This is a genomic window from Verrucomicrobiota bacterium, assembly GCA_039192515.1.
Taxonomy (GTDB): domain Bacteria; phylum Verrucomicrobiota; class Verrucomicrobiia; order Methylacidiphilales; family JBCCWR01; genus JBCCWR01.
Window position 1 is genome coordinate 1 of record JBCCXA010000059.1, and the last position, 12938, is coordinate 12938.

The 12938-nt window shown below is 42.3% G+C and carries 11 protein-coding genes; 10 read left to right on the forward strand and 1 reads right to left on the reverse strand.

Annotated elements, in window-relative coordinates:
- Positions 1-59 precede the first annotated feature (59 nt).
- The 4 genes from AAGA18_15160 to AAGA18_15175 all read left to right on the forward strand — a co-directional run bounded on the left by AAGA18_15160 (position 60) and on the right by AAGA18_15175 (position 4257).
- Entirely contained in the window at positions 60-1139 is a 1080-nt protein-coding gene (locus tag AAGA18_15160; GenBank protein MEM9446680.1) for a transposase, read from the forward strand.
- Positions 1140-1397: 258 nt separating this feature from the next.
- Positions 1398-3104 (forward strand): hypothetical protein, encoded by a 1707-nt coding sequence (locus tag AAGA18_15165; protein ID MEM9446681.1) that lies wholly within the window; start codon positions 1398-1400, stop codon positions 3102-3104.
- 90 nt (positions 3105-3194) lie between these two features.
- Positions 3195-3653: an MOSC domain-containing protein gene (locus AAGA18_15170; GenBank protein ID MEM9446682.1), complete on the forward strand. Its 459-nt coding sequence runs from the start codon at positions 3195-3197 to the stop codon at positions 3651-3653.
- A gap of 16 nt (positions 3654-3669) precedes the next feature.
- Positions 3670-4257 carry a molybdenum cofactor guanylyltransferase gene (locus AAGA18_15175; protein ID MEM9446683.1) on the forward strand — a complete coding sequence of 196 codons (588 nt, stop codon included), beginning with the start codon at positions 3670-3672 and terminating at the stop codon, positions 4255-4257.
- Positions 4258-4346: 89 nt separating this feature from the next.
- On the opposite strand, the gene AAGA18_15180 is transcribed toward AAGA18_15175, so the two are convergent.
- Complete coding sequence (locus AAGA18_15180; protein ID MEM9446684.1) at positions 4347-5267, reverse strand: LysR family transcriptional regulator; 921 nt, start codon at positions 5265-5267, stop codon at positions 4347-4349.
- Positions 5268-5358: 91 nt separating this feature from the next.
- Here AAGA18_15180 and AAGA18_15185 point away from each other — a divergent pair, with 91 nt between their 5' ends.
- From AAGA18_15185 to AAGA18_15210, 6 genes are all read left to right on the forward strand, one after another.
- Positions 5359-6468: a CmpA/NrtA family ABC transporter substrate-binding protein gene (locus AAGA18_15185; protein ID MEM9446685.1), complete on the forward strand. Its 1110-nt coding sequence runs from the start codon at positions 5359-5361 to the stop codon at positions 6466-6468.
- 41 nt (positions 6469-6509) lie between these two features.
- Positions 6510-7892 (forward strand): CmpA/NrtA family ABC transporter substrate-binding protein, encoded by a 1383-nt coding sequence (locus AAGA18_15190; protein ID MEM9446686.1) that lies wholly within the window; start codon positions 6510-6512, stop codon positions 7890-7892.
- Positions 7893-7971: 79 nt separating this feature from the next.
- The gene (locus AAGA18_15195; protein MEM9446687.1) at positions 7972-9081 is read left to right on the forward strand and encodes an ABC transporter permease; all 1110 of its coding nucleotides are present in this window, start codon (positions 7972-7974) and stop codon (positions 9079-9081) included.
- 47 nt (positions 9082-9128) lie between these two features.
- Positions 9129-10037, forward strand: a complete 909-nt coding sequence (locus AAGA18_15200) for an ABC transporter ATP-binding protein (GenBank protein MEM9446688.1) — start codon at positions 9129-9131, stop codon at positions 10035-10037.
- A gap of 10 nt (positions 10038-10047) precedes the next feature.
- A complete protein-coding gene (locus AAGA18_15205; protein ID MEM9446689.1) occupies positions 10048-10863 on the forward strand; it encodes a nitrate ABC transporter ATP-binding protein in 816 nt (271 codons plus the stop codon).
- Between the two features lie 41 nt (positions 10864-10904).
- Positions 10905-12338, forward strand: coding sequence for an alginate export family protein (locus tag AAGA18_15210; GenBank protein MEM9446690.1), 1434 nt, complete (start codon positions 10905-10907; stop codon positions 12336-12338).
- Positions 12339-12938: the final 600 nt, after the last annotated feature.

A 12938-nucleotide genomic window follows, 5' to 3' on the forward strand; every position in this document is an offset into this window, starting at 1 on the left:
AGGGACAGACCCTGTTATGTTGACAATTTCTGAAAATGTCTATAAGTTGTTGGAGATTAATGAGAAGCGCGCGAATTAAGGTAGAGGATAGAGCAGCAGTTTATCATTGTATGAGTCGCTGTGTGGGTGGGATGTGGCTACTTAAAGAAACCGAAAAAGAGGTGCTTAGAAAACAGATTTATCAGGTTGCTGCCTTTTGCGGAGTAGAAGTGATTACTTATACGATTATGAGTAATCATTTTCATGTTTTAGTCAGAGTCCCCTTAGATCAACTAGATAAGAAGATTTCCGATTCTGAATTAGTTTGTCGTTTTGCTCTTTTATATCCCAGGCAGCCCAAGAAAGCAGAGTGCTTAGAATCATTGTTGAAACAAGGAGGAATCCTTGCCGATCAAGAACGAGAGAAAGCCTTAAAACGCATGGGAGATGTTTCTTTCTTTATGAAGGAGTTAAAACAGCGCTTTACCATTTGGTATAACCGTTCTCGTGTAGCCAAAGAGAATGGCGGTAAGAGGCGTTATGGAACAGTATGGGCCGAGAGATTCAAGAGTCTTTTAGTAGAAAATAGTGAAGCAGCACTGCAAGCAGTGGCTGCTTATATTGATCTTAATAGTGTCAGAGCCAAGGTTGTCGTTGATCCCAAGGATTATCGGTGGTGTGGCTATGGACAGGCCGTAGGAGGATGTAAGCAAGCTCAGCTCGGTTTGAAGGCCATTTACAATCGAGTCAGGTGGGATGCCACACAGAGAGAGTATAGGAAGCTACTCTATTTAGAAGCCACTGATGTAACCAAAGCGCAGGTGAAAGCCAAGGGAAGTGAACAAAAGGCAGTAGCTTCTTACGATGCCAAGCAGGTGAGGAAGGTGATAGAACAAGGAGGTAAGTTATCGCTTCAAGAGGTATTACGATGTCGGGTCAGGTATATGAGTGATGGAGCGGTGTTTGGTAGTAAGGACTTTGTCAATGAGTGGTTTATCAAAAAGAAAGAGCAGGTCGCTCAGCTAGCCAAAGACTATCAACTTGATACTTCAAACACCTCTACTTATGAAAAAAGGACTTCTGGTGCTCGCAAGATGTCGGGGGCACATTGGGGAGAGCTCACCGTTTTCCGGGATCTTAAACAAGAGGTCTTTGGGTAATATAATTTTAAGGTTATTAATTTTGTGTGAGTTGTGGCGAATATCCTGAATCGCCAGTTTAAGACCTTTGTTCTTTCGATTTCTTGCGGCGTAGGCTTGGTTGATAAGAAATGGCTTATACTATATTTGGGGTCCCTATATTTTTGCTCAGTGTAATGTGGTAGAAATTTTTTTAGAATAGTTTCGATGCAGGGTAACATATTTTAGATGCAGATGTCTGTATTTTGCATGCCCATTCTAAATATGCTAAAAAGTTTTATGAGCTACAAGATTTTCAGTTTAATAGCTATGGTGCTTTTGAGTTTTTCCTATTCGGTATTAGCGGGAGATCTTAGGTACTATCATGAAGCTGGTGGTTTGCTGGTAATGGATGTAGAATTTGCTGCCCCAAACGACTTTTGGTCGGAAGAGACCTCTATCCTTGGCTTCAGGGGAAGTTCTTATTATGTGGCATCCACATCGCGAAGCTCCCCTGGTAATGGGATATTAGAATATCCCTTTAAAATGACCCAGTCTGGGGATTATCAATTACAGTGGCGCTCTTATATTGCATTAGGTTCCGATCCTACGCAAAGCGATGATAGTTATGTCAGAATAATAGATAGCGATCATAATACCGTCATTCCATCAAATGAGTCAGAACTGGTGCCTACTGGTGATTGGTATAAAATCTATATGAACCGTCTTTTCGACTGGAGTTGGGAGGCAAGAAATGTTGATGATAATCCCAAGGCTATCTACTGGCCGCTAGTAGCTGGGGAATCATATACATTTCAAATCAGTGTTCGTTCCCAAGGACACGCTATTGACCGGATTCTCCTTTGGAATCGAGCAAATTCTGTTTCCTATGGAACTGATACAGGATCTGGAACAGGTATTATCGATTCCTTGTTGCCCTCAATTATTTTTACAGAAGCAAGTGATTTAGATCAAGGCTCAGAAGCTTGGCAGTTGGCAAATGGATTTAGTCCCTCTATCCCGAATGATGAGTCTACACTAGATTCAGACAGTGATGGAGATCTCGACATGCTAGAAATTTTCCAAGGCACTGATCGTAATGATCCGGCTGAATTTTATGGTTTTCAAAATACTGTTTGGGATGGTGCTAATTTCAAAACAATTTTTAGACGAGGCATTAATCAGGATGCTGTAAGTGGGATTCCAGAGTGGTCTACGGATCTAAAAAATTGGTATCGATCATGGGAAAGTAACGGCACTGTAGCTGTTCAATTAGATGAAACACTTTTCAACGAAGAAGATCAGGGTTCACAAGAAGACCCTTATTATTTAGAGGAAAATGGGTTGCTATTAATGGATGCGGAGTTTGCAGCCCTAAACGACTTTTGGTCGCAAGAGACCTCTATCCTTGGCTTCACGGCAAGTTCTTATTATGTGGCATCCACATCGCGAAGCTCCCCTGGTAATGGGATATTAGAATATCCCTTTAAAATGACTCAATCTGGAGATTATCAATTGCAGTGGCGCTCTTATATTACATTAGGCTTCGATCCTACGCAAAGTAATGATAGTTATGTTAGAATAATAGATAGCGATGGTAATACCGTCATTCCATCAAATGAGTCAGAACTGGTGCCTACTGGTGATTGGTATAAAATCTATATGAACCGTTTTTTCGACTGGAGTTGGGAGGCAAGAAATGTTGATGATAATCCCAAGGCTATCTACTGGCCGCTAGTAGCTGGGGAATCATATACATTTCAAATAAGTGTCCGATCTCAAGGTCATGCCATTGATCGGATTGTTCTTTGGAATCGATCTAATGCTGTTTCTTATGGTACTAGCAGTGGTTCTGCAACAGGTAATCTTGATTCCCTTTTGCCATCAAGAATCATCGGTGAGCAGAATAATCTCAGTGACTTTGAGCTCGTCGAGCTTAGTCCTGAAATACTCCATGGTTCTACGAATAGACTTTTTTTACGTCTATGTCTTAGCCCCAATGAATAATGATGCCTCTTCGTTAGAAATGGGGTCGATGGGATATCTTTCTTTTCTGTCGTAATAAGGAGTAACAGGTATTAGTGTATGTTTTATCAGATGAAAATTTGTCATATTTACATTTCACCGGGGCATAATTTTTACGGTCATTTTGGCAAGCCTCCTGGAGATAATGAGACGCTTGAGGAGGAATCGATTCAATGCGTTGCAGGTAAGGGGATTGAGGGAGATCGTTTTTTTGATTACAAAGAAAATTACAAGGGTCAGATTACGTTCTTTGCTTATGAGGTATACGAAGCGCTTCGTGAACATCTACAAGTGATAGATAAAGATCCATCCGTTTTTAGAAGGAATGTGATTACTCAAGGGGTTGATTTGAATGAATGGATTGGTCAGGATTTTGAGATTCAAGGGGTTCGATTTCAAGGTGATAGTGAGTGCTCCCCTTGTGCATGGATGGATCAAGCTTTTGGTCCAGGTGCAGAAACCTTTCTCAAAGGGCGAGGTGGGCTGCGAGCAAGAATTCTTTCGGACGGAATTTTAAAAGTGGACCGATAAGAAAGTAAAAGGCTCGATGACGCAGCATCTTAGTTTCAGTGCAGCCTTACTAGTTGGTGGTGAATCTAAGCGTATGGGTAAAGATAAAGCTCTTCTGGAGTTTTGCGGGGAGACACTGTGGCAAAGGCAGCTTAGCAAGTTAGAGTCCTTAAGCATTCAGACTTTATATCTTTCAGCTAAGAAGGTTCCATCCTGGGCGACAGATAAGTATGCTGTCGTGCTGGATAAGGATGATGGGAAATTTGATAAGGGGCCTATAGGCGGTCTGTGTACACTTCTCGAAACAATGGATACGTCGCACCTGGTGCTGCTGGCAGTAGACATGCCTTTTATGACGGCAGATTTTTTATCTGGGAGAATGAAGCGGGTCACCATTGGATGCGGTTGGGTAGTGCAAATGGATGGCTTTTACCAGCCTATGGGAGCTATTTATCCACAAGAAACACTATTTTATATAAAGGAATCCTTATCGAGCAAGGATTACTCTTTTCAAAGTCTTATGAAAAAGATGGTTCAAGTTGAAAAGATGGTAGTAGAAGTTTGCCGACCTGAAAACAGGAAGTTCTTTGCTAATTGGAACAGCCCAGAGCAGATTAACGGATAGGATTAAGAAGTTAACTGAAGACTGGGGAATAAAAGATAAACGCGTTTTGGCCACACGCTTCTGAGTAATCCAATTTTAGAATTATAGACCTACTTTTGTGGTAGCATAAGGTTTTCTGCAGCTAAGGAGCACAGGCCGAATAGTGTTTCTTCAGTAATGCTTAGGCGTCTACCCTTGCGATACATAAGGCCCCAATTGCGATAAAGTTTTTTGCGACCTAAAGGGAGCATCGTAAGTGAGCCTTCTTGTAACTCCTGAGCAGCAACCCACTCAGCTCCAATACTTACCCCCATACCAACCTTAACCAGCTCTTTAATGGCTTCCATGCTGCCCAGCTCTAGACTTGAGGGTAGTTCTATATCCAGAGCCCTGAAGTAAATATCGATCAGGCGATAGGTATGACTTCGCTTGTTGTATAGGATGTACTTTTCAAGTTTCAGTTGTTCTTGACTGATGTTCTTGAGATTATTCCAGGAGTGTATTGGGCTTAGGATAAATTTAAGCTCGTCCTTAAATAGAGGTCTAAAGCCACAGAAATCAGCTTCAAAGGGCTGTAGTGCTATAGCGATATCGATGCTGTTTTGCTGCAAACTACTCAAGATCTCAGGCGTATCTCCGGGAACGATGTTGACGGTACACTCGGGAAAACTTTCTTTAAATTCCCTGAGAACAGGGGGAAGAAGATATTGGCATATACTTGTGGTAGCACCTATTCGCAGGGTAGATTGGCCCCATCTAGTAGACTTTTGCAGCTCCTGGCGAATATTGACCATTTCAGTGAATATAATTTGTGCAGATCTTAACAGTTTGCGACCTGCCTCTGTAAGATCTGCACGCTTGCCCACGCGGTCTACCAGGCTGCAGTTAACATCTTTTTCCAGGCTCTTAATAGCATGGCTCACAGCTGATTGGGTGAGGTTAAGTTCCTTAGCGGCTAACGTAAAGCTTTGCTTATCAGCAACTAACATAAGCGCCCTTAGTTGGCGACTGTCAAGAGGCTCGATTGGCATGAATAATATTAATGTGATTTAGCAAAACAATTCAATATATAAATTTAGGAAGTTGGCACGTAAGGCCCCTGAATTGCTTTGTAGATCATAGATGGCTAGACCTAAAATGACCAAGACAAGGAAGACTGTACCTACAAAGAGCTACGTTGGCAAGCTCTACGTTGGTTACGTACCTCTCATTGATGCTGCTCCATTAATTGTCGCCCAGGAATTTGGTTTATTTGATAAGTATGGTGTCCAAGTTCGGCTTCAGCGTGAATTGGGTTGGGCGAGCATTCGCGATAAAGTGGTTTTTGGAGAGCTTCAAGCGGCGCATGCTCCTGCTGGTCTGGTTTTCTCTGCTCAATTAGGTATTCGTTGCCAGCAGAGAGATTGTGTAACAGGGTTAGTTATAAATAGTCATGGTAACGCTATTACGATATCGAAAAAGTTATTTGATGCAGGAGTTGTAAATGCCAAAGGTATGGCTACTCGAATCTCCCTAGAATCCAAAAAGCGTTCTTATACGTTTGGAACTGTTTCTATGGTTTCTTCGCATTACTTCTTGTTAACGCAATGGCTGAAATCTGGAGGTATCAATCCGGACAAAGATGTGCGAGTAGTTGTTTTACCGCCCTCTTTGATGGCGGTTAATATGAAGGAGGGAAATATTGATGGATTCTGTGCTGGTGAACCTTGGAATTCATTAACGGCGCTTGAGGGAGTTGGGGTTATTATCAATACAAGCGAAGAACTTGCACCCGGACACCCTGAAAAAGTTCTCCTAGCCTCGAGGGAATTTGTCGATAACTACCGAACGGAATATACAGCCATGGGGGCTGCTATCCTAGAAGCGTGTGAAATTTGTTCGAAGGAGGAAAATTTCTCGGAGATAGCCAAGTTACTCTCTCATCGTTCATATCTGAACGTCAAAGAGTCTGTAGTGAGTGATTCCTTATCAGGCCGTTTACCTAAAAAGCGCAAAAATAGTACTACACACAAGGATTTTATAGTTTTCTATGATGACCAAGCGAATGCGCCGCTGGCTAAAAAAGCAACATGGGTCTGGAGAAATTTAGAGGAGGGGGTTTTGTACCCTTATTTGCAGGAAAAGGAAGTGAAAGACATGCTTGAGCAAACATTTCGCATGGATTTGTTCTATGAAATGGAACAGCAGGTGAAAGAAGTAAAGAATGCTGATCGGCAAACGTTATTGGCATAGGAATCAAAATTTATTTAACAAACCCAAAGATAGGAGAAAAAATGAAAAAGGAACTTAATGGTAGAATGAGGAAGTGGAGTAGCCACATATGTAAGGGGATAGTTACGTTGGCTTTGTCAGTAATGAGTCTAAGCACGAGTTTGCAGGCGGAGGATCCAGAAAAGGAAGATTTAAAGTTTGGCTTTATCAAGCTAACAGATTGCGCGCCCTTGGTCATTGCTAAGGAAAAAGGCTTTTTTGAAGAAGAGGGATTATTTGTAGAACTTGAAGCTCAAGCGAACTGGAAGGTCCTACTCGATCGCGTGATCACCGGAGAGCTCGATGGTGCGCACATGCTGGCAGGCCAACCTATTGCAGCGACTTATGGATTTGGAACCAAAGCACACATCGTTGTCTCTTACAGTTTAGATTATAATGGAAATGGAATTACTGTCTCAAACGACCTATGGGCGAAGATGAAGCCCGCAGTGAAAAAAGATGATTCCGGAAAGCCTATTCATCCGATCCCAGCAGATAGTTTGGTTCCCATTGTAAAGGATATGAAGGAAAAGGGACAGCCTATGAAAATGGGTATGGTTTTCCCTGTCAGTACACACAATTATGAGATTCGTTACTGGTTAGCAGCTTCTGGAATTAACCCAGGTTTCTATTATGATCCTGCTAGCAAAGAAGAGAATATTCCTGGTGTGATGGGTGCTGAGGTAGAGTTGTCCGTAACACCACCACCTCAAATGCCGGCAACACTTGAAGCGGGAACCATCATGGGGTACTGCGTGGGTGAGCCATGGAACCAGCAAGCTGTTTTTAAGAAGATCGGTGTACCGGTTACCACTAACTATCATATTTGGAAGAACAATCCTGAGAAGGTATTTGGTGTGAATAAGAAGTGGGCAGACAAATACCCCAATACTCATCTAGCTATCACAAAGGCTTTGATCCGTGCGGGACATTGGTTAGATGCCAGCATAGAAAATCGCAAAGAAGCATGTAAGCTTCTATCACAACCAAACTATGTGGGAGCGGATTATAAAGTAATTGCCAACAGTATGACGGGAACCTTTGAATTTGAGCCTGGTGATAAGCGACCCATGCCAGACTTCAACGTCTTCTTCCGTCATAACGCATCATACCCCTGGTATAGTGATTGTATTTGGTTCTTAACGCAAATGAAACGTTGGGGACAGATCAAAGAAAACTATCCGGATGATTGGTATTTTGATATGGCTAAGAAAATCTACCTGCCCGCTATTTACGAAAAGGCAGCGAAAGCACTTATTGCAGATGGTCATTTCAAAGAATCTGACTTTCCGTTTGGAACAGATGGTTTCCGCGCGGCGACCACGGATTTCATAGATGGCAAAGAATATGATGGCAAGAAACCTAACGATTACATCAAGAGCTTCAAAATTGGTTTAAAAGAGTAAATTAACTTTAACAAATATATGTAAGATACCTCTTTGCCTTGAATTAGGTAGAGAGGGAGTATTGGAAAGGCAAAAAACGATGAGCACCTCAACATTAACAGAATCTAAAAAAGACGAGAAGAATCCTTTACAAGAGCCTAAAAAGGAGTCGGTATTTAATGTCAATAAGGTAGCTCATACCTTGGACAAGCTCGGTTTAGGGTTCTTTACTCCTTTTGTGCGTTTAGCGGCCGGGGATGAACCCGAGAAGCAAATCAGGCAAATTGTAATCAGCATTGTTTTACCGATTGTCGCTATAGGTGGGTTTATGGCCCTGTGGACATTTGCTGCCGATAAGGTCAAAACCGATAGTATGAAAATTCCAAGCCCTTCAGAAACGTGGAGTGCATGGAAAGGGATTCATGAGTTTGCAGTGACTGAAGATAAAAAGGCTGTGGATTTTAAAGGGCGTATGGAGAAACTTGCGCTGAAAGCTGAGGGGAAAGGTGACACTGAGAAAGCAGCTAAATATCGCGCGAGGGAATATGTTGGGCCACCGACATTTTATACCCAGGTGTGGATTAGTTTATTTACAGTTGCAGTGGGTTTTTTTGCAGCCACTTTTATTGCGGTTCCTATTGGAATCATGTGTGGATTAAGTAAGTATGTGAATATTGCTTTAAATCCTCTTATCCAAATCTTTAAGCCAGTATCGCCCTTAGCGTGGTTACCGATTGTCTTTGTATTTGTTACAGCTCTTTACACTCCTGCTGAAGGCGAGCAGCTACTAACTAGAGCATTATTTATTTCAGCTGGAACAGTAACTTTATGTTCTTTGTGGCCTACTTTGATTAACACGGCTTTTGGAGTGGCAGGCATAGATAAGGATCACTTAAATGTAGCTAAGGTTTTAAAACTTAGTTGGTGGCAGCGTATATGGAAGATTGTTTTGCCAGCATCCTTGCCACTCATGTTTACAGGTCTTCGCCTCTCACTTGGAGTGGGGTGGATGGTTCTGGTTGCTGCGGATATGTTGGCGCAAAACCCGGGATTAGGAAAATTTGTATGGGATACTTTCCAAAATGGTTCTACGGAGAGTATGGCTCAGATTGTTTGTGCTGTCTTCTGGATCGGTGCGATAGGTTTTGTCTTGGATAGAATCATGTTTGTCTTACAGAAGTTAGTAAGTTTTGAGGAGCAAGCCATTTAAACGAGTAGAGCGGTTTATTTAGTGAAAGCTTTATAGGAGATAAAATTATGTCAACATACCTGGAGTTAAGTAAAGTGAGCAAAGGTTATGGTTCCGGAGAGGCCAGGACTGAAGTGCTGGAAAACATGAACCTAAAAGTAGAAAAGGGTGAGTTTTTAGCCATAGTCGGTTACTCAGGCACAGGTAAAACAACTCTGATGAATCTATTGGCGGGTTTGATTGCGCCAGACCAGGGTGCTGTCGTCTATAAAGGTAAGGAAGTTGACGGTCCTAATCCAGAAAGAGGCCTGGTCTTCCAAAACTACTCTTTGTTACCTTGGCTGACGGTAGAAGGCAATGTAGAACTAGCAGTTAACGAGGTTTTCTCTAATGAATCTGCAGAGGAGCGTAGGAAGCGTGTGCATGATGCAGTGGAGATGGTTAATCTTACCCCTGCACTAGCCAAGCGTCCAGGTGAGCTTTCAGGGGGTATGAGACAAAGAACATCCGTAGCTAGGACTTTATCTACGAGGCCAGAGCTTCTACTACTTGATGAGCCTTTGAGCGCCTTGGACGCTTTGACCAGAAGCGTCATTCAAGACCAGATTCTGGATATATGGGAGGCCATGAATCAGACTATTATTCTCATCACGAATGACGTAGATGAGGGCCTCTACATGGCAGATAGAATTATACCCTTGAGCCTGGGCCCTAATGCTACTTTTGGACCTGAACTTCAAGTTGATATACCAAGACCTAGAGATCGTAAGTCTATGAATCACGATCCACGTTATAAAGAAATGCGCAATGAGATTATTAATTATCTTTTAGCCCAAAAAGAAGAAGAATTTGCTAACAGCACAGCCCGGCCCGTGAGTTTGCCAAATGTGAAGCCTAAGGATCTAAGTCAACCCAAGGGATTTACCTTATTTGGAAATAAAAAGAAGGAAGTGCCGGCGGAAGCTGTAGCTTTGTAGGAGAAAAATAATGGACGAAAAAGCTTTCTTTGAGACTTGGAATTTAGGTAAGACTTACAAGACCCCGAAAGGGCCAGCGGTTATCGTTAGAGACTTTAACTTGAAAATGGAGCGTGGTGAGTTTGTTTGTATAATCGGGCACTCTGGTTGTGGAAAGTCTACGGTATTATCAATGGTCGCTGGGCTTAATGAAATCACAGAGGGTGGCGTCGTTCTAGACCATCGCGAAATTGACGGAGCGGGACCTGATCGCGGAGTTGTTTTCCAATCTCCGTGCTTACTTCCCTGGATGACAGCCTACAATAATGTGATGTTGGGTGTTGATCAAGTGTATAGCCATGTCTCTCAAGAAGAAAGAGAGCAGGTGGTGGAGTATTACCTCTCTGTAGTGGGTTTATCAGATGCGATGCATAAGATGCCTGCTGAGTTATCAGGAGGTATGAAACAACGGGTGGGTTTAGCCAGAGCATTCGCGTTGTCACCTAAAATGTTACTATTAGACGAGCCTTTTGGTATGCTCGATAAATTAACCAAATTCGAGCTACAGCACGTTTTACTCGAGCTTTGGAACCGTGAACGCCTAACAGCTATGATGGTCACACATGATGTGGATGAAGCCATCTTCTTGGCGGATCGAGTCGTGATGATGACTAACGGTCCGGAGGCTGAAGTGGGTGATATTCTTGAAATTCCCTTCAAAAGACCAAGGGACAGACATGAGATTATGGATGATCCCCAATACTACGAATTACGTGAGCATTTAATTACTTTCTTGGAAGAGAGAGCTCACATTAAACCTTCGAAGATTCTTGTCGACAATAAGTAAGATTTTTAATAGTAATTAAGCAAAGGAGTAATGAAATTAATATGATAAAACAAGTAATGATTACAGTTGGCTGTATATTGAGCTTAGGTTTGAGCTCGTATGCGGGTTCTAGTATGGCTGCAAAACTAGATGTTGTTGAGCCTACATGTTGTTCATCTGGCGGAGGCTGCTGTGCATCCAAACCGGAGAGACCAACAATCGGTTGGTTGCGCTACAATGAGGATTGGTCTGTTATGAAGGATCTGGATAATAAGTTATTTACCGATCCTCTTAAATACATCCCTTTCAATGAAAAAGGTGACATCTACCTAAGTCTAGGTGGACAAGTACGTCAGCGGGTAGAGGTTTGGAATAACTTCGGTTTCAATAGCAATAATGATGATACATTTTTATTAAGCCGTTATCAAGCGCATGCCGATTTGCATGTGACTAAATACTTCAGAGTCTTCGCTGAAGGGATCTATGCGCATATACCTGACGACAGGAGTCTACCAGGTGGTGTTCGTTCAGCTCTAGACGCCAACGAGGGAGACCTGTTAAATCTATTTGTAGATTTCAATTTGGAGATTGGAGATGCGGATGTGACGCTCCGCGGTGGTCGTCAACAATTCCTATTCGGTAAGCAACGTATAATTTCACCATTACCATGGGTGAACAACTATCGTAAGTGGGATGGCTTTAGCTCAATTATCAAATATGAGGACTGGAAGCTTACTCCTTTCTATGCATGGTTTGTTCCCGTTGACAAATTTGAGTTTGATAACATTGCAGGAACCGAAGATACAGGAAATGGTGCCAGCACTATCTGGGGTGCCTACCTAGAGAATAAGAATATCGGAGATTTTTATTACATCGGGCGTAATGCTTCCAACGCTGAAGATAACTCGTCTCACACCATTGGGGCACGTCGTGCTTCCAAGATTGGTGATACTGGATTTGACTATGAGTTAGAGTTAGCTTTCCAGTTTTTGAATTCTGCAACTGATGATGACTTTGCTTATATGCTCGGTGGTCATATTGGATATACCTTTGCGGATGTTTGGGCTAAGCCATGGCTATACACTGGTGTTGAAATGGGTAGTGCAAGCTACGACCAAGTGTTCCCCCTTGGGCACGCTTATTTCGGTTTCATCGATGCTTTAGGTCGCGGCAACACCATCGACTGGAAAACTGGCATCAAGTTCTCACCTATCAAGAAGTTAACCGTAGCCATAGATCATCATATGTTCTTCCGTGAAGATACGGACGCAGCTACAACAAACGTTGGGGGAGGTTTTCTACGGGCAGGATCAACAACGGATGAAGGTTACATAGGTAACGAAATTGATATCACGGCTAAATATCCATTACCGTTTCTACCAGGAGCAGCAGTTCTTATGGGGTATAGTCACTTCTTTGCAGGTGATTACCTAGATGATACTGGAACCGCTGAGGATATTGACTTCTTCTACACACAGTTAATGTACCGTTTCTAATAGGTAAGAAAGATTCCTTTCTAAAAGCCAGTCCCTTGAGGACTGGCTTTTTTTGATCAACCCTAATGATGTAATAGGGACTTAAAGATCTGGGCAAGATTTTGGCCCAAAGAAAATATAGAGGACTTACATAGAGTCTCGCCTTTCCGGGATCTGTTTCTCCGTTCTATCCGCATGGGTGCCCCACGCACTTGATAGATTCACCTTGGTGCTTATATAAGTGTTGAAAGATTTCTAATGAATAGGCAACAGTGTCTAATTCATCTGTGATTCTCTTCTTTCATGCATTAAAGCTTCTAGAAATCTCTAAGTGGCTTGGCGTTTGAATCCGTGTGGTATCAGTAGATCGATCCGTCGGCAAGATCTATGAATACTTCAATCTTCTCGTCGGTTGAGCCAGGATATGACGAAAATGAATGTTTCAAATGAATTCAAACAAGCTCCAGGTTTAGATAATTTCATTAATGCATCTTCGTCGACTGCTCTTTTCCTTTTCAGTTAAAGATTTATCCATCTTCCTTCAATCTCTCTGGCATCCTTCGGCTCTAAAGAGAAAATGACTTCAAACATGATATAAAATTTATTAATAGTTAACATGAA